We start from the raw sequence: 25,156 nt of genomic DNA on the forward strand, positions 1-25,156 counted from the left end.
TGCGCTGCAGGGCTGGGAGACCCGCATCCCGACGGCCCGTCTGAACGCCTTCCTGGGCGAGCTGGTGGCGGCCCACCCGCACCCGATCCGCGGCGTGCCCGCGGAAACCCGGTGGCCGGGCCACACCGCGCCCACGACAATGCGGCGGGGAACACCGCGCGGGGGAGGGGCACATGGGAGGGCCGGACAGCCGACCGGACGAGGACGGGCGGCCGCTGCTGCTGCTGGACGTGGACGGGCCGCTCAACCCGTACCGGGCGAAGCCGCACCGCCGCCCCGAGGGCTACCTCACGCACCGGGTGAAGCCCGCCTCCTGGCTGACACGGCACCCCGGCACCCCGCCCGCGTCCGTGAAGCCGCTGCGGCTGTGGCTCAACCCCGACCACGGGCCCGCACTGCTCGCCCTGCCCTTCCGACCGGTCTGGTGCACCACGTGGACGGCTGAGGCCAACGAGTGGATCGGGCCGCCGATCGGGCTGCCGGAGCTGCCGTTCGTGCCCTGGCCGCGGATGCACCACGGCGACCCGGACGGGCTGCACTGGAAGACCCGGTACCTGACCGAGTGGGCCGCCGGCCGCCCCTTCGCCTGGGTGGACGACGAGATCGAGCCGCAGGACACCGCCTGGATCGCGGCGAACCACCCCGCCCCGGCACTGACCCTGCGGATCGACCACCGGTACGGCCTGCGGCCGGACGACTTCGCCGTCCTCGCCGCCTGGGCGGCCGCGCTCCCGGCGGCCGGGCGGTGATCGTCGGGGCGGTCGGGGGACTGCACCGCTATCCGATGAAGTCCGCCCTCGGCGAGGAGCTCACCACGGCGGAGATCACCGACCGCGGGATCGCCGGCGACCGCGTCCGCGCCCTGCTCGACACCGCTACCGGCCGCGTGGTCAGCGCCAAGAACCCGCGGCTGTGGCGGGCCCTGCTGACCGTCACCGCCCGCACCGCCCCGGACGGAGTCCGCCTACGCTCCGCCGACGGACGGGAGCTTGACGAGGCCGGGCTCACCGCCCTGCTCGGCCGCGCCGTGCGGACGGTCGACCGGCCACCGCCCGGCGCCCAGCTGGAACGCAGTGTCCCCGAGGACGTACTCGACCGAGGCGTGCACGCCGACGTGCCGGCCACCATGCACGCGTTCGGCAGCGCCGCGCCGCCCGAGACGTTCTTCGACTTCGCCCCGCTCCACCTGGTCAGCACCGCGACCCTGACCGCCCTGGGCACCGACGGGCCGGTGGCGGCCGCCCGCTACCGCCCCAACCTGGTGATCGACACGCCGGGGGAGGCGGGCTTCCCGGAGAACGCCTGGGTCGGCCGGGAGCTCCGGGTGGGCGACGGCGTCCGGCTGGAGGTGATCGCCGCGACGCCACGCTGCGCCGTCCCGACGCTCGCGCACGGCGCGCTGCCGCGCGACCCGGAGGCGCTGCGCCGCCCCGCCCGGCTGAACCGGGTGGAGCCGTTGCCCGGCATGGGCCCGCTGCCCTGCGCGGGGGTGTACGCGCGGGTGCTGGCGGGCGGCACCGTCCGCCGCGGGGACGCCGTCAGCCTGCCGTGACCGCGGTGTCGACGGCCGCGGCGCCGACGGCGGCGGCCAGCGCGGCGAGGAAACGGTCGCCGGTGGCCGGGTCCCGGACGGCGATCCGCAGCCAGTCAGGCCCGAGGCCGGGGAAGGTGTCGCCGCGCCGCACCGCGAAACCGGCCGCCCGCAGCCGCTCCCGCACCTCGGCCGCACCCGCCAGCTCGACCAGGAGGAACGAGGACTCCGGGGCGCCGTGCACCCGCACCCCGGGCACCCCGGCCAGGCCCCGCAGCAGGTGCGCCCGGTGGCCCGCGAGGGTGCGGGCGGCCTCCTCGGCCTCGGCGAGGGCGGCCGGCGCCGAGCAGGCCTCGGCGGCGGCCAGCGCCGGCGTGGAGACCGGCCACAGCGGCTGGGCGGCGGCGAGTTCGGCGATCAGCCCGGCCGGGCCGAGCGCGTAGCCGATCCGCAGCCCGGCGAGGCCCCAGGTCTTGGTGAGGCTGCGCAGCACGACCACCCGGCCCGGCAGGCCGCGCACCCCGGCGAGCGCGGCGCTCTCGCCCGGGACGGTGTCCATGAAGGCCTCGTCGACCACCAGGGTGCGCCCGGGCCGGGCGAGCGCGGCCACGTCGGCGGCCGGGTGCAGTACGGAGGTCGGGTTGGTGGGGTTGCCGATCACCACCAGGTCGGCCTCCTCGGGCACCGCGCCCGGGGTGAGCCGGAAGCCGTCCTCGGCCCGCAGCACGGCCCGGTGCACGGTGTGCCCGGCGTCCCGCAGCGCCGCCTCGGGTTCGGTGAACTGCGGGTGCACCACGCAGACGTGACGTGCCGTCACCGCCCGGGCGAGCAGCACGAAGGCCTCGGCGGCGCCTGAGGTCAGCAGCACCTCGTCGACCGGCCGGCCGTGCCGGGCGGCGACGGCGGCGCGGGCGGCGGCCGGGTCGGGGTAGGAGGCGAGGTCACCGAGGGTGGCGGCGAGCCGGTCGCGCAGCCAGCCGGGCGGGGTGCCGGTGCGGACGTTGACGGCGAGGTCGACCAGGCCGGCGGCGCGGACCTCGGCGTCGCCGTGGTGGCGGAGGTCGAATTCGGTGCTCATCGCGGTGCTCTCCCGGGGGGTCGCGGGGCGGTCGGGGCTCCCGGTGCGGCCGCTCCCGCCGGCGCCGTCCGGGGCGGCCGCGCGGCGGGCGATCGCCACGGTGGCCGTCCGGGAGGCCGTCTTGGGCACCAGCAGGCGCCCGCCGGGGGCCTCGGCCAGGGCGGCGGCCTCGGCGACGCCGGGGGTGCCGACGGCGCCACGGACGGCCTCGGACGGGTTCGGCACGGGCACCGCGGCGAGTTCCGCGGCGGGGTGCGCGGCCAGCGGGACACCGAGCAGCCGCGCGGCCTCGCACAGGCCGGGCTCGGCGGCCCTGGCCTCGATTGTGGCGAGCAGGACGAGCTCGGAGCGGTGCAGTCCGGCGCCGGCCAGCGCGTCGTCGAGGAGCCGGAGGATGTCGGCGGCGGGGGTGCCGGGGCGGGCGCCGACACCGGCGACCAGCGGGCCGTCCAGCTCCACCACCGTGCCTCCGCGACCCCGTCCGACCTGCCGGAAATCCCACCACGGGCGCGACACGCGGGTCAATCGGGACGGGTGTGAGATGGGACGTACCGGCGCCGGATTCCGTCGGATTCCGTTCTTCCGTTCTTCACCTCCGCGGCGCGGCCCCGGCCACCGGCCCGCACCTAGGGTTTGGCCCGCTCGACCGGTCACAGCCAGCAGCACCCAGTCACAGAACCTGCTCCACCCGTCAACTTGCCGCCCCTCGTACGGAGGACAGCATGACTGCCGCTCGGACCCCGAAGCGCACCCGACGCACCTTCACCGCCCTCGCGGGCGCGGTGGCCATGGCCGCCGGATCGCTCGGACTCTGGGCCGTCACCGGCGCCACCGCCCAGGCCGCCACCCTCCCCACCCCCGACCACGTCGTGGTCGTGGTGATGGAGAACCACGCCTACTCGCAGGTCATCGGCAGCTCCAGCGCGCCGTACCTGAACAACACCCTGAAGGCCGGCGGGGCGAACCTGACCCAGTCCTACGGCCTCACCCACCCCAGCGAGCCCAACTACTACCAGCTGTTCTCCGGCTCCAACCAGGGCCGCACCGACGACAGCTGCGTCACCGTCGGCTCGATCTCGGCGCCCAACCTGGCCTCCGAGCTGATCGCCGCCGGCAAGACCTGGGCCAGCTACAACGAGGGCCTGCCCAGCCAGGGTTCGACCGTCTGCACCAACAGCGCGGGCAAGTACGCGCAGAAGCACAACCCGTGGTTCGGCTTCTCCAACGTGCCGACCTCGACCGCCAAGACCATGACCCAGTTCCCGACCGACTACACGACCCTGCCGAAGGTCTCGTTCGTCGTGCCGAACCTGTGCAGCGACATGCACGACTGCTCGGTCTCGACCGGCGACACCTGGATCCAGAACAACCTGGGTGCCTACGCGACCTGGGCGAAGACCCACAACAGCATGCTCGTGGTCACCTTCGACGAGGACAACAAGCTCTCCGGCAACCGGATCCCGACCCTGTTCTACGGCGAGCACGTCGCCGCCGGCAGCTCCACCGCCACCACCTACAACCACTACAACGTGCTGCGCACCCTGGAGGACCTGGCGGGCCTGACCAGCCACGCGGGCAACGCCGCGAGCGCCTCCGACATCACCGGCATCTGGAACTGACGCCCGTGTACCTCGCGGACTCCCGCAGCAGCAAGACCGCCGCCACCGCGAGCCGCAGTGCCGAGCCGGCCGCCGTCCCGGGCACCCGCCCGGGGCGGCGCGCCGCCGCCGTGCCCGGCACCGTCCTCGCGCTGGGTGCGGTCAGCCTGATCACCGACGTCTCCTCGGAGATGGTCAGCGCGGTGCTGCCGCTGTACGTGGTCGCCGGACTCGGGCTCTCCCCGCTCGGCTTCGGCCTGCTGGACGGCATCAACAACGGTGTCGGGGCACTGGTGCGGCTGGTCGGCGGGCACGCCGCGGACCGCGGCCGGGGCCGGCACAAGGCGGTCGCCGCGATCGGCTACGGCCTGTCGGCCGCCTGCAAGCCGCTGCTGCTGCTCGTGCACACCCTGCCCCTGATCAGCGCGGTGCTGGCGGTCGACCGCACCGGCAAGGGCCTGCGCACCGCCCCGCGCGACGCGCTGATCTCGCTCGCCACCGAACCCGAGCACCGCGGACGGGCGTTCGGCGTGCACCGGGCGATGGACACCGCCGGCGCGCTGCTCGGCCCGCTGGTCGCCTTCGCCCTGCTCCGGCTCGCCACCGACGGCTACGACGCGGTCTTCGCCGTCTCCGCCTGCGTCGCCGCGCTCGGCGTGCTGGTGCTGCTGCTCTTCGTCCCCGGCCGCACCGCCGGGCCTGCCGACGGGCCGCGCCCCACGCTGCGGGACTCGCTGGCCCTGCTCCGGGTGCCCGCGCTGCGGCGGCTCACCCTGGCCGCCGTCCTGCTCGGCCTGACCACGGTCAGCGACTCCTTCCTGTACCTGCTGCTGCAGCGCCGGCTCGACCTGCCGGCGCACCTCTTCCCGCTGCTGCCGCTGGGCACAGCGGCCGCCTTCCTGCTGCTGGCCGTGCCCTTCGGCATGGCCGCCGACCGGCTCGGCCGCCGCCGGCTCTTCCTGCTCGGCCACCTGGTGCTGCTCGCCGGGTACGGGCTGGTGCTCGCCCCGCTGCACGCCTGGTGGACGGCCCCGCTCGTCCTGCTGCTGCACGGCTCCTTCTACGCGGCGACCGACGGCGTGCTCGCCGCGGCCGCCTCCGGCACCGTGCCCGCCGGGCAGCAGGGCGCCGGGCTCGCCCTGGTCGGCACCGGGCAGGCGCTCGCCCGCTTCGGCTGCTCGCTGGCCTTCGGCGCCGGCTGGACCCTCTGGGGCGGGCAGACGGTGCTCGCGGTCGCCGCCGTGGCGCTGGCCGTGGCCGCCTGCGGGGCCTTCCTGCTGATCCGCGACCCCGCCGCCGTACCCGGATCAGCCGACCCCGACCCCATCAACCCCGGCACCACGGACCCCGGCAGCACCGAGGAGCACCCCGCATGACCCTCGCCCGACCTTCGGCCGGGGGCGCCCCCGTCGCCCGCCTGCTGACCCTGCTGGCCGCCGTCGTCCTGCTCGGGGCGGTCGGCACGGTGGCGGTGCTGCGCGCCGCCGACCGCTCCGGTCGCAAGGACCAGGAGCAGGCGGGCGGGCCCGCGATCACCCCCGGCCCGGTCACCCTCGCCCCGGACGGCACCCGCCGGCTGCTGTTCCGCTCGACCGCCTGGGGCCCGCACCGGGACGAGATCACCGCCGTGCCCGCGGACCGGCCGGACGGCCCGCGGACCGCCTCCGGCGTCAAGTGCCTGCGGTTCCACGCCGCCGCGGGCACCGGCATCTGCCTGCAGGGCGAGCAGGAGGGCCTCGGCGACCGCTACACCGCGGTGGTGCTCGATTCCGCCCTGCACGAGCTGAAGCGCTACCCGGCGGCCGGCATCCCCACCCGGGCCCGCGTCTCGCCCTCCGGGCACCTGGCGGCCTGGACGGTCTTCGTGAGCGGCGACTCCTACGCGGGCACCGACTTCTCCACCCGCACCTCGATCGTGGACACCCGCGGCTGGCAGCTCCAGGAGAGCCTGGAGACCTTCACCGTCCTCGACGGCGGCAAGCCGCTGAAGGCGCCCGACATCAACATCTGGGGCGTCACCTTCGCCGACGACAACGGCTTCTACGCCACCGTCGCCACCGGCGGCAGGACCTACCTCGTCCGCGGCGACCTCGCCGCCCGGACGCTCACCACCCTGCACCAGAACGTCGAGTGCCCCTCGCTCTCGCCGGACGGCACCCGGGTCGCCTACAAGAAGCGGGTGGCCGGCGCCTCCCCGGACGCCCCGTGGCGGCTCTACGTGCTCGACCTCGCCACCATGACCGAGACCGCCACCGCCGAGCAGCGCAACCTCGACGACCAGGCGCTGTGGGCGGACGGCCACACCCTCGTCTACGCCCTCGCCGGCGACTACGGCGCCGACCTCTGGACCGTCCCCGCCGACGGCACCGGCACCCCCGCCGTCCTCACCCGTTCCGCCGTGGCCCCCGCCTACCTCGGCTGACCTCGGAGGCCCTCGGGAGGCCGGCTCACTCCAGGGCCGGCTACGCCGAGGCCGCCCGCTACCCGGACGTGCTGCCGGCGTCCTGATCCCGCACCAGGTCGGCACGCAGCTGCTCGCGCCGGTCGTGCCAGCGGCCGAGCAGGGCGGGCAGCTCCTCGCGCATGAAGCCGAAGAAGGCCAGCGACTCCGTCAGCCGGGCGCCGGCCGGGGTGTCCGGGCCCAGGGCCTCGATGCCCTCGCGCAGGCCGGACTCCCAGCGGACGAGCTCCCGGTCGCGGTGCACCGAGGCCTCGTACCAGGCGTCGTCGTGCACCCGGTAGCGGTCCCGGCGCGAGCCGGCCTCGCGCTCCCGGGTGACCAGGTTGACCTGGCCGAGGAAGCGCACCGCGCCCGACACGGCGGCCGGGCTGATCCGCAGGGACTCGGCGAGTTCGGCCGCGGTCAGCCGGCCGGAGTCGGTGGCGAGCAGCGCGGTGAACACCCGGGCGGGCATCCGCGGGAACCCGGCGTCCGCCATCACCGCGGCGAAGCGCTCGACGAAGGCCCCGACCGCCGCCCCGTCCCGTTCCACCGTGCCGCCTCCCGTGCCCGCTCCGACCGTCGGACCATCATCCGGGAGCGGACGGCCGACGCGGAAATCCCCCGAATTCACAACCTTCACGAATCTGTGAATCGAGAGTACCGTCGAGCCATGACGACCGCCATCTCGGTGACCGGCCTGGTCAAGGACTTCGGCCGGACGCGCGCCCTCGACGGGCTGGACCTCACCGTCGCCCGCGGCGAGGTGCACGGCTTCCTCGGCCCGAACGGCTCCGGCAAGTCGACCACCGTCCGCGTCCTGCTCGGCCTGCTGCGCGCCGACGGCGGCACCGTCCGGCTGCTCGACGGCGACCCCTGGCGGGACGCCGTCGCCCTGCACCGCCGCCTCGCCTACGTGCCCGGCGACGTCACCCTCTGGCGCAACCTCTCCGGCGGCGAGGCCATCGACCTGCTCGGCCGGCTCCGCGGCGGCCTCGACCCGGCCCGCCGCGCCGAACTGCTGGAGCGCTTCGAACTCGACCCCACCAAGAAGGGCCGCGCCTACTCCAAGGGCAACCGCCAGAAGGTCGCCCTGGTCGCCGCACTCGCCTCCGAGGCCGAACTGCTCGTCCTGGACGAGCCCACCTCCGGCCTCGACCCGCTCATGGAGGACGTCTTCCGCAGCTGCATCGCCGAGGAGCGCGACCGCGGCCGCACCGTGCTGCTCTCCAGCCACATCCTGTCCGAGGTCGAGGCGCTCTGCGACCGCGTCAGCATCATCCGGGCCGGCCGCACCGTCGAGACCGGCACGCTGGCCGAGCTCCGACACCTCACCCGCACCTCGATCGACGCCGAACTCGCCGGCCCGCCGCCCGAGTTGCCCGGCGTGCACGGCCTGGTCGCGGACGGCCGGCGGATCCGCTGCCAGGTCGACGCCGACCGGCTCGACGAGGTGCTGCGCGCCCTCACCGCCGTCGGCGTCCGCAGCCTCACCAGCCGGCCGCCCACCCTGGAGGAGCTCTTCCTGCGCCACTACGAGCAGCCCGGCGCGCCCCGCGGCGAGCAGTCCGACCCGGCGGTCGCCCGGTGAACACCCTCGCCGGCACCCCCGTCCTGCTGCGCCTCGCGCTGCGCCGCGACCGCATCACGCTGCCCGCCTGGGTCTACGCCCTCACCGCCTCGGTCGTCTCCACCGCGCTCGCCTTCCGCTCGCTGTACGACACCGAGGACGCCCGGCTCCGCTTCGCCGCCGGCATCGCCGCCAACACCTCGCTGCGCGCCCTGTACGGCCCGCTGTACGACCCGTCCACCATCGGCGGGCTGACGGCCTGGCGGATGGGCGTCTTCGGCGCCGTCCTCGCCGGACTGATGAGCACCCTGCTGGTCGTCCGGCACACCCGCGCCGAGGAGGAGGACGGCCGGCTCGAACTGGTCGGCGCCGGCGCGGTCGGCCGGCGCGCCCCGCTCACCGCCGCGCTGCTCGCCGCCGCCACCGCCGACCTGCTGCTCGCGGCACTGGTCGCCGGCTGCCTCACCGCCGCCGGCCAGGCCCCGGCCGGCGCCCTCGCCTTCGGACTCGCCCTCGGCTGCTGCGGCCTGCTCTTCGCCGGCACCGCCGCCGTCACCGCCCAGCTGGCCGGCACCGCCCGCGCCGCCAACGGCCTCGCTGGCACCCTGCTCGGCACCGCCTTCGTGCTGCGGGCCGTCGGCGACGCCGGCCCGGCCTGGGTCGGCTGGCTCTCCCCGATCGGCTGGGCGGAGCAGGTCCGGCCGTTCGCCGAGAACCGCTGGTGGGTGCTGCTGCTGCCGCTCACCGGCGCCGCGCTCGCCACCGCCGCCGCCTACGCGCTGGTCGCCCGGCGCGACCTCGGCGCCGGCCTGCTGCCGCAGCGCCCCGGCCCGGCCGCCGGCGCCCCGGGGCTGCGCACCGCGGCCGCGCTCGCCGTCCGGCTGCACCGCGGCACCCTGCTCGGCTGGGCGGCCGGCCTCGCCGCGGCAGGGCTGGTCTTCGGTGGAGTCTCCCGCGGCGTGGTGGACCTCGTCGGCGACAACGCCCGGGTCTCCGAGGTGATCGCCCGCCTCGGCGGCCGCCAGGGCGTGCTGGACGCCTACTTCTCCACCATGGGCGGCCTGTTCGGCATGGTGGTCGCCGGCTACGCGGTCCAGGCGGTGCTGCGGCTGCGCACCGAGGAGACGTCCGGCCGGGCCGAACCGGTGCTCGCCACCGCCGTCTCCCGGCTCCGCTGGGCCGCCGGCCACCTGCTCTTCCCGCTCGCCGGCAGCGCCGTGCTGCTCGCCGTCGCCGGGGCCTGCTCCGGCCTCGGCCAGGGCGCCGCGATGGGCGGCACCGGCCGCGCCGTCGCCCGGCTGCTGCCCGCCGCGCTGGCCCAGCTGCCCGCGGTCTGGCTGGCCGCGGCGGTCGCCCTGGCGGTGGTCGGGCTGGCGCCGCGGTGGAGCACGGCCGCCTGGGGCGCGCTCGGCCTCTTCCTGCTGATCGGCTGGCTCGGTCCGATCCTCCGCCTCCCGCAGTGGGCGCTGGACCTCTCCCCGTTCACCCACACCCCGCACCTCCCCGGCGGCAGCTTCACCGCCGTCCCGCTGCTCTGGCTCACCGCCCTCGCCGTTCTCACGGCCGCCGCCGGCCTCGCGGGGCTGCACCGCCGCGACCTGGGCTGATCGGCGGCGGGGTCGCCGTGGGCGGCTCGGTGACGCCCCTTCGGCCCGCCGGGCCGTGCGGCGCAGGGGTGTTCGCCGTGCGGCGGCGTCCACCGCGCGAATATGACCGGACGGCCGTCCGAGTGATCCGCTATATTCGCGCCGCCGTCGAACGAACCGTGTCCGGCGAGCACCAGCGCACAGGGAGCCCGCATGTCGTCCGATCCGTACAGCCCGCAGCCGGACGACCGGGCGGCCCAGGACGAGGCGCTGGCCCGCGCGTTCGCACCGCCGCCGCCGTCGGGGGGCGCGCCGGTCCACGACGTGCCGAACCCGTACGCGCCGTCGAACCCGTACGCGCCGCCGGCGCCGGAGGCCGTGCAGCACGGTGTGCCGCCGCAGGACCGGGCGGCCCGGGACGAGGCGCTGGCCCGTGCGTTCGCACCGCCGCCGCCCGGCTCCGTCCCGCCCGGTCCGATCCCGCCCGGCGCGGTCCCGCCCGGTGCCGTGCCGCCGCCGGGGGCGCCGTGGGGCGGCGGGGGCTGGGGGCAGTACCCGGGCCACCCGGGTGCGCCGGGGTGGCAGCAGCCGATGGGCCCGCCGACCGCGTGGAGCGGCTACGCCATCGCCTCGTTCGTGCTCGGTGTCCTCGGCTTCGCGTGCTGCATGTGGGTGGGCGCGATCGCCTTCGGCGTGGCGGCCCTGCGCACCGTGAAGGTCCGCAACGAGCGCGGCCGCGGTCTGGCGATCGCCGGCATCTCGCTGGGCGGGGTCTGGGCCGTCGGGCTGGCCGTGCTGATGGTGGTGGGTGTGGTCTTCGGCGACCGCGGGCCGCTCAGCACCGAGCCGTTCGACGACGAGAACTCGTCCGGCCGGCCGGGCGTCACCGGCGTCTTCGACCTCGCCTCGGGCGAGTGCTTCGTCAAGTCGGGCAGTGGCAAGGGCGAGGACGTCACGGACGTCGAGACGGTGGACTGCGCCGAGCCGCACTACGGCGAGGTCTTCGCGAGCCCGCGGTTCACGGCGTTCGTCTACCCCGGCAAGGACAAGGTCGTCGCCGAGGCCAAGAAGAGCTGCTCCGAGGCCCTGTTCGACTACACGCCGGACAGCTGGGCGGTCCCCGAGGACATGCAGGTGCACTTCTTCTATCCGGACCAGGAGACCTGGTCGCTGGACAACGACCACTACGCCACCTGCTTCATGACCGACGCCGGCTCCCTCGCCACCGGCTCCGTGCACCAGGACAAGAGCGCGCTGAACGACGAGCAGACGGCCTACCTGCGCGCCGAGCACCGGGTCGACCGGGCCTTCGACGAGCAGCCGGACGCGAAGCCCGCGGAGGCCGCGGCCGCCTACCGCGAGTGGGCGCAGAACCTGTCCGTCGCAGTGGACTGGGAGATCGACGACCTGGGCAAGCGGAGCTGGGGCGGCCTGGCCGCAGCCCCGGTCGCCGCGCTCAAGGACGAGCTGACGCAGGCGATGACGCACCTGAAGGCCGCCAGGACCGCCACCGATCCGAAGGTGCTGGAGCGCGAGCTCGCCCAGGCCGAGGAACTGCTGGGCTTCGAGCGCCCGACGGCCGTCCGCGCGGCGCTGGGCCTGGCGACGGGTGGCGGCAAGGCCGGCGGCAAGGGCGGCCCGGGAGCGCCGGGCGGGGTCCGCACGGACCGGCCCGCGCCGGTTGCCGACCTGCGCGGCGGCGCCCGTCCCTCGGCCGCGGCGGGTGCCCCGGCCCGGGCCTGACCCGGCCTCAGCCCTCGCGTGGCAGGCCGACGAGGTCGGCCATCTCCTCGACGGCGTGCGCGAAGAAGGCGTCCGCCGGGTCGAAGGACCCGACGAGGTGCCCGAACAGCTCGAAGCCGATCATGCCGAAGAGCTGTGTCCAGGCGATCGCGGTGCGGGCCAGTACCGCCTCGGGCAGTCCGGGGGCGAGTTCCGTGCGGAGGCGGGTGACCTGCTCGCCGAGCGGGCCGCCCGGCACGGGCGGCGCAGCAGCAGGCGCGCCCTCGGCGGCCACCCCGATCAGGGCGAGCGGCAGCCGGGCGGCCGGCTCGATGGTCTCCTGCGGGGCGCGGTAGCCGGGCACCGGTGTGCCGTAGACCAGCGCGTACTCGTGCGGGTGGGCCAGGGCCCAGGCCCGGACGGCGGTGCACAGGGCCCGCCAGCGGGCGCGGGGGGCGGCGGGTGCGCCGGCGAGGGCCGCGTCGGCGGCGTCGGCGAGGTCGGTGTAGGCGTCGACGATCAGTGCGGTGAGCAGTTCGTCGCGGCTCGGGAAGTACCGGTAGATCGCGGACGAGGCCATGCCGAGTTCGCGGGCGACGGCGCGCAGCGAGAGCTTCTGGGCGCCCTCGGAGGCGAGCTGCCGGCGGGCCTCCTGCTTGATCTCGCGGGTGAGCTCCTCGCGGGCCCGTTCGCGGGCGGTCCTGATGGCGGTCATGGGGACAGCCTGCCACAGATTCGAGCGATGCACTGAAACGAGAGCGCTGCTCTTGACTGTGGTCGGGGCGAGTGGCAGAGTCGTGTCCAGAAACGAGAGCACCGCTCTTGAAAGCATCCGCCGCTCGCACTCCTCGGGGGTTCCCGTGTCCGACACCGCCAGCCGCTATGTGATGCCCACCGGCCGGATCAGCGCCGCCCTGCTCGCCCTCTCCAACCGCACCGTCGCCGCCCTCACCCGGGCCGGCCTCAGCCTCTGGGGCTCCCGCGTGCTGGCGGTCCGCGGCCGCAAGAGCGGCGAGTGGCGCACCACCCCGGTCAACCTGCTCAGCCACGACGGGCAGCGCTACCTGGTCGCACCGCGCGGCCACACCCAGTGGGTGCGCAACCTGCGCGCCGCGGGCACCGGCGAACTCCGGCTCGGCCGTCGCGCCGAGGCCTTCAGCGCGGTCGAACTCGCCGACGCCGACAAGCCGGCGGTGCTCCGCGCCTACCTCAAGCGCTGGAAGTTCGAGGTCGGCGTCTTCTTCGACGGCGTCGACGCCGACGCGTCCGACGCCGACCTGCTGCGGATCGCGCCCGGCTACCCGGTCTTCCGGCTCGCCTCGGCCTGACGCCCCGTCACACCGCTGCCGCCGCGCGGACCAGGCGCTCCGCGAGCTGCGGCGCCCCCGCCCAGTGCAGATGCAGGTACGAGCCGTGCACCGGGCCCCGCACGAAGCCCTCGACGGCCGGCCCGGTCGGACCGCGCCAGCCCCAGGCCGGCTGCTCGCCGGCGCCGGGCTCGCAGACCGTGCGGTGGAACTCGTGCCCCCGCACCCGGGTGCCGGTGGCGGCCAGCGGGCTGTCGGCCAGGGCCACGGCCTCCCGGTAGCCCAGCGTGAGCCGTTCGGTCATCCGCGCCGTGTGCGGCAGCACCCCGCACATCGGCTTCCCGTCCAACTCCTGTCCGAGGTAGAGCAGTCCGGCGCACTCGGCGGCGATCGGCACCCCGCGCGCGGCGAGTGCGGCGATCTCCGCGCGCAGCGCGGCATTGGCGCTCAGCTCGGTCACGTACATCTCCGGGAAGCCGCCGCCGACCACCAACCCGCGGGTGCCGGCCGGCAGTTCCCCGTCCCGCAGCGGATCGAAGGGGACGACCTCGGCGCCGGCGGCGGCGAGCAGTTCGGCGTTCTCCGCGTACGAGAAGGAGAACGCGGCCCCGCCCGCCAGGGCGATCCGCGGCCGACCGGCCACGGGGGAGACCTCCGCGGCGGCGGACCACGGTTCGGCGTCCAGTGGCGGGGCGCTGCGGGCGAGTGCCAGCAGCGCGTCCAGGTCCACCGAGGCGGCGACCAGCTCGCCCATGTCACGGACGGCCCGCAGGGCGTCCGCGGAGCGTTCCACCGCCGGGATCAGGCCGAGGTGGCGGGAGGGGGTGGCGACCGAGGCGGTGCGCCGCACGCAGCCGAGCACCGGCACCCCGGAGCCCTCCTCCAGTGCCTCGCGCAGCAGCTGCTCGTGCCGGTCGGAGGCGACCCGGTTGAGGATCACCCCGGCGAGGCGCACCTGCGGGTCCCAGGAGGCGAAGCCGTGCACCAGCGCCGCCACCGAGCGGGACTGCGAGGAGGCGTCCACCACCAGCACCACCGGTGCCCGCAGCAGCTTGGCGACCTGTGCGGTGGAGGCGAGCTCGCCGCGGCCCGCCGCCCCGTCGAACAGCCCCATCACGCCCTCGACCACCGCCACGTCGGCCCCGGCGGCGCCGTGCAGGAAGAGCGGGGCGATCCGGTCCTCCCCGCACATGTACGCGTCCAGGTTGCGGCCCGGGCGGCCGGCGGCCAGCGCGTGGTAGCCCGGGTCGATGTAGTCCGGGCCGACCTTGTGCGGGGAGACCGCGAGGCCGCGCGCGGCGAGCGCGGCGATCAGACCGGTGGCGACGGTGGTCTTGCCCGCGCCCGAGGAGGGCGCGGCGACGACGAGACGGGGGATGTTCAACGGGCTACCACTCGATACCGCGCTGGCCCTTGCGGCCGGCGTCCATGGGGTGCTTGACCTTGGTCATCTCGGTGACCAGGTCGGCGCATTCGGTCAGGGGCTCCTTGGCGTACCGGCCGGTGATCACCACGTGCTGGCTGCCCGGGCGGTCCTTCAGGACGGACACCACCTCGTCGACGTCCACCCAGCCCCAGTGCATCGGGTAGGTGAACTCGTCCAGCACGTAGAAGCGGTAGGTCTCGGCGGCGAGGTCGCGCTTGACCTGCTCCCAGCCCTCCTTCGCCGCCTCCTCGCTCGACTCCATGCCGCGCTGCACCCAGGACCAGCCCTCGCCCATCTTGTGCCAGGCCACCGTGCCGCCCTCGCCGGAGGCGCCGAGCACACGCAGTGCGTTCTCCTCGCCGACCTTCCACTTGGCGGACTTGACGAACTGGAACACCCCGATCGGCCAGCCCTGGTTCCAGGCGCGCAGCGCCATGCCGAACGCGGCGGTCGACTTGCCCTTGCCGGGGCCGGTGTGCACCGCGGTGATCGGCAGGGTACGGCGCTGACGGGTCGTCAGGCCGTCGTCGGGGACACTCTCGGGCACTCCCTTGGGCACGGCTCAGGCCGCCTTTCGCTGGGTGGAGACGGAACGGTGGTCGCGGACGAGCGCCGCCACGCCTTCGGCGCGCAGCTCGTCCAGGGTGACGGCGGGGCCGCCGAGGCGGGCCGCCAGGGTGTGGGCCAGGCCCAGCCGGACATGGCCGGACTCGCAGTCCAGCACCACGCTCGCCACGCCCTGCCCGGCCAGCAGGCCAGCGGCCCGCTCGGCCTGCGCCAGGGCGTCCCGGCCGCCGGTGGCCCGGCCGTCGGTGACGACGACCAGCAGCGGACGGCGGTCCGGGTCGCGCATCCGCTCCACCCGCAGCACCTCGTGGGCGCGCAGCAGCCCGGCGGCCAGCGGGGTCCGCCCGCCGGTCGGCAGCTGCTCCAGCCGGGCCGCGCCGACCTCCACCGAGGAGGTCGGCGGCAGCGCCAGCTCCGCGCCGGTGCCGCGGAAGGTGATCATGCCGATCTTGTCCCGCCGCTGGTAGGCGTCCATCAGCAGCGACAGCACCGCGCCCTTGACCGCGCCCATCCGCTGCCGGGCCGCCATCGAGCCGGAGGCGTCCACCACGAACAGCACCAGGTTGGACTCCCGGCCCCGGCGCACCTGCTCCCGCAGGTCGTCCTTGGCCAGCACCAGCGCCCGCCCGGACCGTCCGCGGGCCGCCTGGTGCGGTGCGGCGGCCTGCATGGTGGCCGTCAGGTGCAGCCGGGCCAGGCGGCCCTGCGGGCGGCGCGCCCGTACGGTGTGCCCGCCGTCGGTCTCCGCGGCCGAGCGCCGCCCCATCGCACCCCGGCCGGTGCCGGGCACCCTGAACAGCCGGGTCCGGTACGGGTCGGCACTTGCCACCGGGGCGGTCTCCCGGCCGGCGCCGGGAGCCTGCCGGGGCTGCGGCGGGGCCTGCTCGGGCGCCTGCTCCGGCTCGGCGGCCGCCGAGCCGTCCGGCCCGTCCGTGGGCGCCGGAGCCCCGCCGCCGTCCGGGCCGCCGCCGTCGGGGCCGCTGCCGTCGTCCTGCGGGCCGCCGTCGTCCGGGCCGTCGTCCTCGGGCGCGGCGTGCTCCTCCAGCGTGCGGTCGAGCTGCTCCTCGTCCAGGCCCGGCGCGTCGAAGGGGTTGCGGCGGCGCCGGTGCGGCAGCGCCAGCTGCGCGGCCTTGCGGACGTCCTCCTCCAGCACCTCGGTGCGGCCGGCCCAGGCGGCCAGGGCGACGGCGGTGCGGGCCATCACGATGTCCGCGCGCAGACCGTCCACCTCGAACGCCGCGCAGACCGCGGTGATCTGACGCAGCGCCGCATCCGTGAGCTCCACCTTCGGCAGCAGCTCCCGGGCCGCGGTGATCCGCTCGGCGAGCCCCTGCTCCTCCGCGGCGAACCGGGCCGCGAAACCGGCCGGGTCGGCGTCGTACGCGAGCCGCCGGCGCACCACCTCGGCCCGCTCCTGCGGGTCCCGGGTCGCCGCGATCTCCACCGTCAGGCCGAACCGGTCGAGCAGCTGCGGCCGCAGCTCGCCCTCCTCCGGGTTCATCGTGCCGACCAGCAGGAAGCGCGCCGCGTGACGCACCGACACGCCCTCCCGCTCCACGTACGACCGGCCCATCGCCGCCGCGTCCAGCAGCAGGTCGACCAGGTGGTCCTGCAGCAGGTTCACCTCGTCGATGTACAGCACGCCGCGGTGCGCCTTCGCCAGCAGACCCGGCTCGTACGCCTTGACGCCCTCGGCGAGGGCCCGCTCCAGGTCCAGCGAGCCGACGATCCGGTCCTCGGAGACACCGACCGGCAGCTCCACCAGGTGCGCGGGCCGCTCCAGCGCCGCGGCGCCGGCGTGGGCGCCGTCCGGGCACTGCGGGTCCGGCCCCGCCGGGTCGCAGGCGAACCGGCAGTCGGCGACCGTGCCGATCGACGGCAGCAGCCCCGCCAGCGCGCGCACCATGGTCGACTTGGCGGTGCCCTTCTCGCCGCGCACCAGCACACCGCCGACGGCCGGCGAGACCGCGTTCAACAGCAGTCCGAGCCGCAGGTCGGCCATGCCGACGATCGCGGTGAACGGATAACGGGCGTCACTCATCTGCTCTCCCTTGCTCACGGTGCACCCGGCGGCACGAACGGCAGCCCCTGCGGTGCCCCGCCGTCGATCAGCTTCCACAGTGCGTCGGTGTCCGCATGTTCCTCGATCAGGTCGCCCAGCCGGTCCAGCCGCTCCTCGCGGGCCGCGGCGAACGAGGTGTCCGGCGCCGGCACGAACGCCCGCCCGGCCGCCGCCGCCACCTCGCGCAGCAGCGCCCGCCGGAAACCGTCGTTCTCCAGCGCGCCGTGCCAGGTCGTCCCCCACACCGCGCCGACCCGGCAGCCGTCGAGGAAGGGCGTCCCGCCCTCGACGGCCACCACGCCGTGGTGGATCTCGTACCCCTCGACCCACTCCCCGTACGCCTCGCCGACCGGCCGGCCCAGCACCTTCGCCACCCCGAACTCCACCCGGGTCGGCAGCAGCCCGAGGCCCTCGACGGCGCCGGCCTTCGACTCCACCGCGTCGACGATCTCCCGCGACAGCATCTGGTAGCCGCCGCACACGCCGAGGACGGGCAGCCCGGCCGCGGCGCGGGCCCGCAGCGCGCCGTCCAGTCCCCGCTCGCGCAGCCAGGCCAGGTCGGCGACGGTCGCCCGGGTGCCGGGCAGCACCACCAGGTCGGCGTCGGCCAGCTCCTCCGGCCGGGTCGCCCAGCGCACCAGCACGCCCGGTTCCTGGGCCAGCGCGTCCACATCGGTGAAGTTCGACAGCCGAGGCAGCCGCACCACCGCCACCCGCAGCACCTCGGAGCCGTGCGGCGCGGCGGTCGGGCGGTTCTCCACGGCCGTGGACAGGTCCAGCGAGTCCTCGGCGTCCAGCCACAGGCCGGACAGCATCGGCAGCGTCCCCAGCACCGGACGGCCCGTCAGCTCCCGCAGCATCTCCAGCCCGGGCGCCAGCAGCCGGGCGTCCCCACGGAACTTGTTGACGAACCAGCCCGCCACCAGCGCCTGGTCCTGCGCGGACAGCAGCGCCAGCGTGCCGTACATCGCCGCGAACACCCCGCCGCGGTCGATGTCGCCGACCACCACCACCGGCAGGTTCGCCGCCGTGGCCAGACCCATGTTGGCGATGTCCCGGTCCCGCAGATTGATCTCGGCGGGGGAGCCGGCGCCCTCGCAGACCACCACCTCGTAACGGCTGCGCAGGTCCGCCAGGCACTCCAGCGCCCGCTCCAGCAGGACGGGCTTGCGCTCGCGGTAGTCCAGCGCCCCGACCTCGGCGACCGGCTTCCCGAGCAGCACCACCTGGCTGCGGCCGTCCGCGCCCGGCTTCAGGAGCACCGGGTTCATCGCCGCCTCCGGCTCGACCCGGGCGGCCTGCGCCTGCATCGCCTGGGCCCGGCCGATCTCGGCGCCGTCCGCGGTCACGAAGGAGTTCAGCGACATGTTCTGCGCCTTGAACGGCGCCACCCGGACCCCCTGCCGCGCCAGCCACCGGCAGATCCCCGCCGTGACCACGCTCTTCCCCGCATCTGAGGTCGTCCCTGCCACCAGCAGAGCCTTCGTCACGTGACACTCCCTTGCGAACGGGTGATGGAGGTGGCGCGGCCGAGTGCGGTGCGTCCGAGGGCATGGGCGGCCGTCGTCACCGCCAGCGCCAGCACCCCCACGCGGCGGGAGAGGCGGCAGGCGCGTTCGATGTCCGGGACGGCCACCGGCCGGAGTTCGGCGCCGAGGACGGGCCGGTGCTCCACCCTCTCGCCGTACTGCAGGGTGCCGCCGAGGCGTACGCCGAGCCCGCCGGCGAAGGCGGACTCGGCCTGTCCGGCGTTGGGGCTGGGGTGTGACGACCCGTCGCGCCGCCACACCTTCCAGGCGGCCCGCGGGTGCTCCGCCGCGGCGACGGTCAGCAGTGCGGTGAGCCGGGCGCCCGGCCAGCCGGCCACGTCGTCGAGGCGGGCGGAGGCCCAGCCGAAGCGCAGGTGCCGGGGCGAGCGGTGGCCGACCATCGCGTCCAGGGTGTTGACGGCCCGGAAGGCCAGCAGCCCGGGCGTGCCGGCGAGCGCGCCCCAGGTCAGCGCGTTGACCACCGCGTCGGCGGTGTTCTCGGCGACGGACTCGACCACCGCGCGGGCGATCTGCTGCTCGTCCAGGGTGCTGGGATCGCGCCCGCACAGGTGGGGGAGCCGCTCGCGGGCGGCGGTCAGGTCGCCGGCCTCCAGGGAGCGCCCGATCGTCCGGGCCTCGCGGGTCAGCGAGGTGCCGCCGAGCACCGTCCAGGCGGCGGCCGCCGCGAGGGCGGCCCGCGCGGCGGGCCGGCGGCGCAGCGCGTGGTCGGCGAGTGCCGCGCCGGCCGCGACCGCGCCGACGCTCAGCGCGGTGAAGGCGGTGCCGGCGCCCCGGTGGTCGCTCCAGAGGCGGCGTTCCAGGCGTCCGGCCGCGCTGCCGAACAGGGCCACCGGGTGGCCGCGGCGGGGGTCGGCGAGGGCGGTGTCGGCGAGGTAGCCGGCCACGGCGCCCAACAGGTAGGGGGCGGGGGTCAGGCGGCCCACGGCCCGGCTCCCTGGGTGGGGCGCAGCGGTGACCGCTGGGCAGCCTGCATGGCGTGCGTGTCCTCACTCAGGGTCCGCGCCCTGGATCGACGAACCGGCGGCGAGAGTCTCCTGGCTTCCGGGTCCGGCGCTCGCTCGGGCCTTCCAACGGCCCTGTGGCGGACCGCCGTGACCATGCAGGTCGAGCGTGCTCCCCGGTGACAGTGGCGGGACCGCGCCGGACTCGCACCGGCTTCCTCTGCATGCCTCCGTATGGCCCGGAGATCCCATCACGCCCTCCGACCGCCAGTCAACAAAGCGTGTGGAGTGGTTGGTCACACACCGTCGCGGCCCGGCCGTCCGCGCCCCGTACGATCCTCCAGCGCCCGCGGCGGCCGGTGGGGTCCGCTTCGTGCGTTCGGCGTGTGGGGCGGCGCACCGGGCCGCCCGTACGTTCTTGTGGCATGCGACGAAGACCGTCCACCCCGCTGCCGGTGCCGTTCTCCCCGCGGGCCGCCCGGGCGCACCGCGCCGGGCTCGGCCTGACCCCGGACCAGGTCGCCGAGGGCATGGCCGCGCACGGCGTCCGGCTGCTGCCCTCCCACGTGGTGGCCTGGGAGGCCGGCGAGATGCTGCCCTCGGAGGAGGAGTTCATCGCCCTGTCCCGCGCGCTGTGGTGTCCGCCCGCACAGCTGATGGGGATCGCGCCGGCCACCCTGCGGGACTTCCGGCTCGCCCGGGAGCTCAACCGGGAGCAGGCCGCCCACCGGATCGGGGTGGGCGCGGCGACGTACGCGCGGGCCGAGGAGACCGGCCGCTGGGACGCGGACGGCGAGCAGGGCCTGGCGCTGGCCCACGTGCTCGGGCTGCCGCTGCGGGTGATGGTGCGGGTGACCGGACGCCAGGACGCGCTCGACCGGCTGCTGCGCCAGGTGGTGGACGGCCGCTGGCAGGCGCAGCTGCGGGCGGTCGCCCGGGTGGTGCCGGTCCCGCACGCCGTACTGGGCGAGGTGCTGGCCGAGCTGCAGGACGAGTACCTGGTGCCGGGGCACTGGGGTTCGACGGTGCCGGACACCGCGCGGCCGCCGGCCCGGCCGCTCGCGGAGCGGTTCTGGGAGCTGCTGGCCCGCCGGGCCACCGACGTCCCGGTCTGAGCCGCCGCCCGGACGGACCCGTTCGGGTGGCCCGTCCCCCGGCGGGGGCGTGGACTGGGATCGCCGTGTCCGTGCCGCCACACCGGGAGCGCCATGCGTTGGGGAACCGCCGCGATCGTCGGGGCCGCCGTTGTCGGGACGGGCGCCGCGGCGCTGCTGATCGGCCGCCGGGTGTCCGAACGGGCCGTCCGCCCCGGCTTCGCCGGGGCCGGCACCACGGGCGGCCCCGGCATCCGGGTGCAGGAGCTCGGCGCGGACCGCGTCACCCTCACCCGCAGCGTGGAGACCGAGCGTCCCGGCCGCTACGCCCTGGAGTGGGCGGACGGCGGCCACGCCGTGGTGGGCGACGTGCTGGACACCGGTCCGCAGAGCGTCACCCGCCGGCTGCTCGCCACGGGCGCGGGCTCGCTGCGCACCGGGACGGAGGTCCGGGTGACCGCCCGGGTGTACCTCGGCGACCCGGCCTCCGCACTCGGCCTGGACTTCACCGCGGCCGAGGTCGAGGGCGAACTCGGGCCGATGCCGGCCTGGTACGTGCCGGGCATCCGCGGGCTCTGGGCGATCGTGGTGCACGGCCCCGGCGCCGACCGGCAGCAGGCCCTGCCGGTGCTGCCGCTGCTGCACGCGCTGCGGATGCCCGTCCTGGTGGTCACGTACCGCGGCGACGAGGGCGCCCCGCCGTCCCCGGACGGCCTGGGCCACTTCGGCGAGACGGAGTGGCGGGACGTCGACGCCGCCGTCCGGCTGGCCCAGACGAACGGCGCCGGCAAGATCGTGCTCTTCGGCTGGTCGCTCGGCGCCACGATGGCGCTGCACACCGCGACCCGCTCGGCCTGGCGGGACTCGGTGGCCGGCCTGGTGCTGGACTCGCCGGTGCTGGACTGGCCCGCGACGGTCCGCCGGGAGGCGGCCCGGGCCGGGGTGCCCGGCCCGCTCGCCGAGCTCGGCGCGCTGGCCGCCGAGGGCCGCACCAAGGTCGACCTGGCCGGCTTCGCCCGGCTGGCCGCCGGCACCGACCTGCAGGTGCCCGCGCTGCTGCTGCACAGCCCCGTGGACGCGGTGGCCCCCTTCGAGGCCGCCGAGCGCCTCGCCGCGCGGCGCGAGGACCTGGTGAGCCTGCAGCCCGTCCCGGACGGGGCGCACGCGGCCCTGTGGAACGCCGATCCCGACCGCTACGGCGAGGCGCTGCGCCGCTGGCTCACCCCGCTGCTGTGAGCCCCGCGGGCGGCCGCACCGACCGGAGACGAACGTCGTGCTCATGCCATGTTTCGGCTCCGGGCGACCCGGTTTGGTGCCTGTTGCCCGATCTCATCCCCTGTCCACGGACCGGACCTACGATCGCGCGTAGAACTCGATGTGACAGAAGGCCGGTACACGGGGAAGACTGCTCGGCGTGACGTCTCGGAACCCGCGCGACCGTGATGCCCCGCTCCAGCCCGCGATCCGCACCGGAGCGACGGTGACCCGTCTGCCAGGAGCGGCCCGCCGACCCGAGAGCACGCCTCCGGGTGGGCCAGTCCGCCGCCGTACCCCCGCGCCCAAGCCGGGCCGCGGCCGGGTGCCGCTGCCGGACGGCTTCCCCGCACCCGCAGAGCTGGCCCCGCACGCCCGCCGGATGCTTGCCGACGCCGTGCGGATCGCCCGCTGGGCCGGCGAGCTCGGCGAGGTCGACAAGCGTGGCGAGCTGCTGCCCGACGACGCCCGGGCCGCCGGGCGTGCCCTCGCCATGACCGTCGGCGCCGCCGCCAAGGCCTGGGGCCAGGCCCTGCTGGTCGGCCTGGTCGAGCTGCGCGACGGCGGAGCCGGCCCCGGCTGGCGGCTGAACGCCTGGGAGCACGACGACGAGGCGGTGATCCGCGGCTGGTCGGCGCTGTTCGACGCCTGGACGCTGCTCGCGCCCGTCCCGCCCGCCGCCCTGCGCGGCGTCTTCGCCATGCTGGCCGGCCAGGCCGTCGACCAGGCGCCGCACCTGCTGTCCTTCCTGCACCTGGTGGACGGGCCGGTCGCCGACAGCGAGCTCCTGGAGCTGCTGCGCCGAGGCCTGGACGAGCGCCGGCACGGCGCCGGCACCGGCGCGCTCGGCCCCTCCCCGGTGCCGCACGCGGCCTCCGCGATGTCCGCCGTCCGCGGCACCTGCCGGGCGCCGCAGGTCGACACCCCCACCTCGGCCTCCGACGTCGCCGCGGTGCTCGACTGGATGCTGGACGGCCTGGCCGCCGTCGGCGCCCTGGAGCGCCGCGACGAGGCCGCCGAGCTGTCCTCACTGGGGCACTGGGCGGTCCGGGCGAAGCTGGAGGAGATCTGCACGGTCGCGCAGACCGCGGCCGGCCACATCGAGCAGGACGCCCTGGAGATGCTCGCCGCCTGCGCCGACTACACCCCAGGCCCGGCCCGCGCCGAGTACCGGGCCTGGGTCGCCGCCCGCCCGGCCGACCGCGCGGTCGCCGAGCTGCTGGACGCGGCCCGCGGCGACGACGCCCTGCTGCGCGGCCTCGCCTTCGAGGCCCTGCGGGTCGCCGGCGGTCCCGCCGAGCAGGCCGTCCGGGCCGCCGTGGAGGAGCAGGAGCTGCGGCCGTACGCGCTGCTGTGGCTGGCCGAGCGGTCCGACGACGGCCCGGTCTCCCCGGCCGACGTGCTGGGCGCGGAGGACGCCGCCTGGCTGTGGGTGGACACCGCCGCGGCCGTCCTCGACCACGGCGACACGGCGCTGCTGGTGCCGCACGTCGAGGGCGCCTCGGCGGGCGAGCCCGTCCGGCTGTTCAACCGCGCCCGGCAGTCGGGGCACCCGCGGGCGGCCTCGGTTCTGACCGCGGTCTCCGGCGTCCACCCGGACCCGGCGGTGGCCAGGGCGGCCCGCCGCTCGGCCTTCAGCGTCCACGACGGCGGCGCCGGCCAGTAGCCCCGCCCGCGCCGCCCCCCGGGGCACGCGCACACGACGGAAGGGCCCGTATCCGATCCGGATACGGGCCCTTCCGTGTGGTTCAGCGCGTTCAGCAGCCGCGGGACTCCGCGCGGCGGGCGCGCACGTCGCCGACCTTCTGGCCGACCTTGCGGCGGATCACCAGCAGCGGCGCCATCGCGGCGAGCGTGATCTGGGCGACCGCGCCGATGTGCATCAGCATGTCGCCGCCGGGCAGACCGGCCGCCCAGGCCGCCAGGCAGCCGATGGAGACCACGATCCAGCAGAGCGTCGCGGTGGCGAGCAGGCCCTGCGGCTTCGGGTACTCGATGCGGGAGACCATCAGGTAGGCCACACCGAAGATCATCAGCAGGCCCGGCACGAACGGCGGGTCGAGGAGCACGATGGCGATCACCGTCATCGCGCCCATCGGGCACGGCATGCCCTGGAAGATCCCCGGCCGCATCTTGACCGCCGAGAACCGGGCGAGCCGCAGCACCACCGCCAGCAGGACGGTCAGCGCGATGAACGCCGAGAGCTGCTGGTTGCTGTCCGGGGACACGATGCCCCAGACCGCCACGAAGTACGCCGGGGCGATACCGAAGCTGATCAGGTCGGCCAGGTTGTCCAGCTCCGCGCCCAGCGCCGACGAGCGCAGCTTGCGGGCCACCAGGCCGTCGAACAGGTCGCACATCGAGCCGATCAGCAGCAGCGTGACCGCGGTCGCGGCGCTGTTGCGGTTCGGCGCGGTGGTCTCACCGGTGAGGTGCGGCATCAGGACCCCGGTGGTGATCGAGTAGATCGCCAGGAAGCCGCAGACGGCGTTCCCCAGGGTCAGGAAGTCGGCGGTGGACAGGTGCTGGGGCGAACGGGGCGCCCGCAGCTCGCGGTCGCGCGCCCAGCGGCGGCGCCGCAGCTCCGTCTCCTCCTCGTCTCCGAGGCCGACGAGAGTCTCAGGATCAGTCACGGTCAAGGCGCGTCACCCCGGCGGTGGTCTTCTGGCCGACCTCGACGCCAACCTCGACGCCGGCCGGCAGGTACGTGTCGACGCGGGAGCCGAAACGGATCAGACCGATCCTCTCGCCCTGCTCGACCTTGGTGCCGGCGTTCACGTAGGGCACGATGCGGCGGGCCACGGCCCCCGCGATCTGCACCATCTCGATGTCGCCGAGCTCGGTGTCGAAGTGCCAGACGACCCGCTCGTTCTGGTCGCTGTCCTTGTTGAACGCCGGGACGAAGCCGCCGGCGACGTGCTCCACGGACGTCACGGTGCCGGGCAGCGGCGCGCGGTTGACGTGTACGTTGAGCGGGCTCATGAAGATGGCGACCCGCGTCCGGCCGTCCGGCCAGGCGTCGATCGACTGCACCACGCCGTCCGCGGGGGAGATCACTCTGCCGGTGCCGATCTCACGCTCCGGGTCGCGGAAGAACCACAGCATGCCCGCACCGAGGGCGCAGGCCGGGACGGCCGCCAGGGCCCACTTGCCGTTGCGCCGGGTGAGGGCGGTCGTCACGGCGGCGGTGGCCAGGGTCGGTACGAACCAGGGGGTCGCGCCTCGCGCGATCGTCACGCGCGGACGCCGACCGGCCGTCGGTGCGGCGAACCGGTCGCCACCGGGGACGGAGGTGTGAGGGGACGGGCTGATGGGCATCGAAGACCTTAGTCGCGGGGGATCATGGCCGCTGGACGGGGGCCACCGCGGGGATCGGGTACAAGGGGACGCTGTCCCGGTGGATGCTATCGGGACCAGGCGGTAGGTGGGC

22 protein-coding genes and 1 riboswitch are annotated in these 25,156 nt (G+C 75.9%); of the genes, 12 read left to right on the forward strand and 10 right to left on the reverse strand.

The genetic code is table 11. The features are described from left to right. The first annotated feature begins 173 nt into the window (after positions 1-173). Both AB0P35_RS24090 and AB0P35_RS24095 read left to right on the forward strand, forming a co-directional pair. Complete coding sequence (locus AB0P35_RS24090; RefSeq protein ID WP_363514001.1) at positions 174-749, forward strand: hypothetical protein; 576 nt, start codon at positions 174-176, stop codon at positions 747-749. Further along, positions 746-1,552, forward strand: a complete 807-nt coding sequence (locus tag AB0P35_RS24095) for an MOSC domain-containing protein (protein ID WP_363514004.1) — start codon at positions 746-748, stop codon at positions 1,550-1,552. Before AB0P35_RS24090 ends, AB0P35_RS24095 begins: the two co-directional genes overlap by 4 nt. Here the strand turns inward: AB0P35_RS24095 and cobC are convergent. Continuing rightward, entirely contained in the window at positions 1,539-3,071 is a 1,533-nt protein-coding gene (gene cobC / locus AB0P35_RS24100) for an Rv2231c family pyridoxal phosphate-dependent protein CobC (RefSeq protein WP_363514007.1), read from the reverse strand. The genes AB0P35_RS24095 and cobC overlap by 14 nt on opposite strands. Before the next feature lie 260 nt (positions 3,072-3,331). Here cobC and AB0P35_RS24105 point away from each other — a divergent pair, with 260 nt between their 5' ends. The 3 genes from AB0P35_RS24105 to AB0P35_RS24115 are packed head-to-tail and all read left to right on the forward strand — an operon-like array spanning position 3,332 to position 6,629. Beyond that, on the forward strand, positions 3,332-4,228 hold the full coding sequence (locus AB0P35_RS24105) for an alkaline phosphatase family protein (RefSeq protein WP_363514010.1): 897 nt from the start codon (positions 3,332-3,334) through the stop codon (positions 4,226-4,228). Between the two features lie 5 nt (positions 4,229-4,233). Next, positions 4,234-5,583, forward strand: coding sequence for an MFS transporter (locus AB0P35_RS24110; RefSeq protein ID WP_363514013.1), 1,350 nt, complete (start codon positions 4,234-4,236; stop codon positions 5,581-5,583). After that, on the forward strand, positions 5,580-6,629 hold the full coding sequence (locus AB0P35_RS24115; RefSeq protein ID WP_363514016.1) for a TolB-like translocation protein: 1,050 nt from the start codon (positions 5,580-5,582) through the stop codon (positions 6,627-6,629). Before AB0P35_RS24110 ends, AB0P35_RS24115 begins: the two co-directional genes overlap by 4 nt. A 58-nt stretch (positions 6,630-6,687) precedes the next feature. Here the strand turns inward: AB0P35_RS24115 and AB0P35_RS24120 are convergent, their stop codons facing one another. Further along, positions 6,688-7,146, reverse strand: a complete 459-nt coding sequence (locus AB0P35_RS24120) for a MarR family transcriptional regulator (protein ID WP_363514193.1) — start codon at positions 7,144-7,146, stop codon at positions 6,688-6,690. Between the two features lie 174 nt (positions 7,147-7,320). Here AB0P35_RS24120 and AB0P35_RS24125 point away from each other — a divergent pair, with 174 nt between their 5' ends. From AB0P35_RS24125 to AB0P35_RS24135, 3 genes are all read left to right on the forward strand, one after another. Continuing rightward, positions 7,321-8,238, forward strand: a complete 918-nt coding sequence (locus tag AB0P35_RS24125; protein ID WP_363514019.1) for an ABC transporter ATP-binding protein — start codon at positions 7,321-7,323, stop codon at positions 8,236-8,238. Continuing rightward, the gene (locus AB0P35_RS24130; RefSeq protein ID WP_363514022.1) at positions 8,235-9,824 is read left to right on the forward strand and encodes an ABC transporter permease; all 1,590 of its coding nucleotides are present in this window, start codon (positions 8,235-8,237) and stop codon (positions 9,822-9,824) included. Before AB0P35_RS24125 ends, AB0P35_RS24130 begins: the two co-directional genes overlap by 4 nt. A gap of 192 nt (positions 9,825-10,016) precedes the next feature. Continuing rightward, the gene (locus tag AB0P35_RS24135; protein ID WP_363514025.1) at positions 10,017-11,546 is read left to right on the forward strand and encodes a DUF4190 domain-containing protein; all 1,530 of its coding nucleotides are present in this window, start codon (positions 10,017-10,019) and stop codon (positions 11,544-11,546) included. Positions 11,547-11,553: 7 nt separating this feature from the next. On the opposite strand, the gene AB0P35_RS24140 is transcribed toward AB0P35_RS24135, so the two are convergent. Beyond that, entirely contained in the window at positions 11,554-12,240 is a 687-nt protein-coding gene (locus AB0P35_RS24140) for a TetR/AcrR family transcriptional regulator (RefSeq protein WP_363514028.1), read from the reverse strand. 172 nt (positions 12,241-12,412) lie between these two features. On the opposite strand from AB0P35_RS24140, the gene AB0P35_RS24145 reads away from it, so the two are divergent. Further along, positions 12,413-12,853 (forward strand): nitroreductase family deazaflavin-dependent oxidoreductase, encoded by a 441-nt coding sequence (locus AB0P35_RS24145; RefSeq protein WP_363514196.1) that lies wholly within the window; start codon positions 12,413-12,415, stop codon positions 12,851-12,853. 7 nt (positions 12,854-12,860) lie between these two features. On the opposite strand, the gene AB0P35_RS24150 is transcribed toward AB0P35_RS24145, so the two are convergent. Genes AB0P35_RS24150 through AB0P35_RS24170 form a run of 5 tightly spaced genes read right to left on the reverse strand, consistent with a single transcriptional unit; the run spans position 12,861 to position 19,351 of the window. Further along, the gene (locus AB0P35_RS24150; RefSeq protein ID WP_363514031.1) at positions 12,861-14,216 is read right to left on the reverse strand and encodes a cobyrinate a,c-diamide synthase; all 1,356 of its coding nucleotides are present in this window, start codon (positions 14,214-14,216) and stop codon (positions 12,861-12,863) included. A 4-nt stretch (positions 14,217-14,220) separates the two neighbouring features. Continuing rightward, positions 14,221-14,817 (reverse strand): cob(I)yrinic acid a,c-diamide adenosyltransferase, encoded by a 597-nt coding sequence (gene cobO, locus AB0P35_RS24155; protein ID WP_095872698.1) that lies wholly within the window; start codon positions 14,815-14,817, stop codon positions 14,221-14,223. 3 nt (positions 14,818-14,820) lie between these two features. Then, positions 14,821-16,866, reverse strand: coding sequence for a putative cobaltochelatase (locus tag AB0P35_RS24160; protein WP_363514034.1), 2,046 nt, complete (start codon positions 16,864-16,866; stop codon positions 14,821-14,823). 14 nt (positions 16,867-16,880) lie between these two features. Next, entirely contained in the window at positions 16,881-18,377 is a 1,497-nt protein-coding gene (locus AB0P35_RS24165; protein WP_363514037.1) for a cobyric acid synthase, read from the reverse strand. Beyond that, positions 18,374-19,351, reverse strand: a complete 978-nt coding sequence (locus tag AB0P35_RS24170) for a cobalamin biosynthesis protein (RefSeq protein WP_363514199.1) — start codon at positions 19,349-19,351, stop codon at positions 18,374-18,376. The genes AB0P35_RS24165 and AB0P35_RS24170 overlap by 4 nt, the downstream gene beginning before the upstream one ends. Before the next feature lie 92 nt (positions 19,352-19,443). Beyond that, positions 19,444-19,638, reverse strand: a riboswitch (cobalamin riboswitch). A gap of 165 nt (positions 19,639-19,803) precedes the next feature. On the opposite strand from AB0P35_RS24170, the gene AB0P35_RS24175 reads away from it, so the two are divergent. The 3 genes from AB0P35_RS24175 to AB0P35_RS24185 all read left to right on the forward strand — a co-directional run bounded on the left by AB0P35_RS24175 (position 19,804) and on the right by AB0P35_RS24185 (position 23,392). Further along, the gene (locus AB0P35_RS24175) at positions 19,804-20,493 is read left to right on the forward strand and encodes an XRE family transcriptional regulator (RefSeq protein WP_363514040.1); all 690 of its coding nucleotides are present in this window, start codon (positions 19,804-19,806) and stop codon (positions 20,491-20,493) included. Positions 20,494-20,586: 93 nt separating this feature from the next. Continuing rightward, positions 20,587-21,708 (forward strand): alpha/beta fold hydrolase, encoded by a 1,122-nt coding sequence (locus AB0P35_RS24180; RefSeq protein WP_363514043.1) that lies wholly within the window; start codon positions 20,587-20,589, stop codon positions 21,706-21,708. A gap of 178 nt (positions 21,709-21,886) precedes the next feature. After that, the gene (locus AB0P35_RS24185) at positions 21,887-23,392 is read left to right on the forward strand and encodes a hypothetical protein (protein WP_363514046.1); all 1,506 of its coding nucleotides are present in this window, start codon (positions 21,887-21,889) and stop codon (positions 23,390-23,392) included. Between the two features lie 91 nt (positions 23,393-23,483). Here the strand turns inward: AB0P35_RS24185 and AB0P35_RS24190 are convergent, their stop codons facing one another. Beyond that, entirely contained in the window at positions 23,484-24,308 is an 825-nt protein-coding gene (locus AB0P35_RS24190; protein WP_257019250.1) for a CDP-alcohol phosphatidyltransferase family protein, read from the reverse strand. Positions 24,309-24,351: 43 nt separating this feature from the next. Then, positions 24,352-25,044, reverse strand: a complete 693-nt coding sequence (locus tag AB0P35_RS24195) for a phosphatidylserine decarboxylase (RefSeq protein WP_257018996.1) — start codon at positions 25,042-25,044, stop codon at positions 24,352-24,354. Positions 25,045-25,156: the final 112 nt, after the last annotated feature.

The organism is Kitasatospora sp. NPDC085879, assembly GCF_040686255.1.
Lineage (GTDB): Bacteria > Actinomycetota > Actinomycetes > Streptomycetales > Streptomycetaceae > Kitasatospora.

Coding starts and splice junctions, on each gene's coding strand:
- AB0P35_RS24090 (WP_363514001.1), top strand. CDS start 174: ATGGGAGGGCCGGACAGCCGACCGGACGAGGACGGGCGGCCGCTGCTG.
- AB0P35_RS24105 (WP_363514010.1), top strand. CDS start 3,332: ATGACTGCCGCTCGGACCCCGAAGCGCACCCGACGCACCTTCACCGCC.
- AB0P35_RS24115 (WP_363514016.1), top strand. CDS start 5,580: ATGACCCTCGCCCGACCTTCGGCCGGGGGCGCCCCCGTCGCCCGCCTG.
- AB0P35_RS24120 (WP_363514193.1), bottom strand. CDS start 7,146: ATGGCGGACGCCGGGTTCCCGCGGATGCCCGCCCGGGTGTTCACCGCG.
- AB0P35_RS24125 (WP_363514019.1), top strand. CDS start 7,321: ATGACGACCGCCATCTCGGTGACCGGCCTGGTCAAGGACTTCGGCCGG.
- AB0P35_RS24135 (WP_363514025.1), top strand. CDS start 10,017: ATGTCGTCCGATCCGTACAGCCCGCAGCCGGACGACCGGGCGGCCCAG.
- AB0P35_RS24140 (WP_363514028.1), bottom strand. CDS start 12,240: ATGACCGCCATCAGGACCGCCCGCGAACGGGCCCGCGAGGAGCTCACC.
- AB0P35_RS24145 (WP_363514196.1), top strand. CDS start 12,413: ATGCCCACCGGCCGGATCAGCGCCGCCCTGCTCGCCCTCTCCAACCGC.
- AB0P35_RS24160 (WP_363514034.1), bottom strand. CDS start 16,866: ATGAGTGACGCCCGTTATCCGTTCACCGCGATCGTCGGCATGGCCGAC.
- AB0P35_RS24175 (WP_363514040.1), top strand. CDS start 19,804: ATGCGACGAAGACCGTCCACCCCGCTGCCGGTGCCGTTCTCCCCGCGG.
- AB0P35_RS24180 (WP_363514043.1), top strand. CDS start 20,587: ATGCGTTGGGGAACCGCCGCGATCGTCGGGGCCGCCGTTGTCGGGACG.
- AB0P35_RS24195 (WP_257018996.1), bottom strand. CDS start 25,044: ATGCCCATCAGCCCGTCCCCTCACACCTCCGTCCCCGGTGGCGACCGG.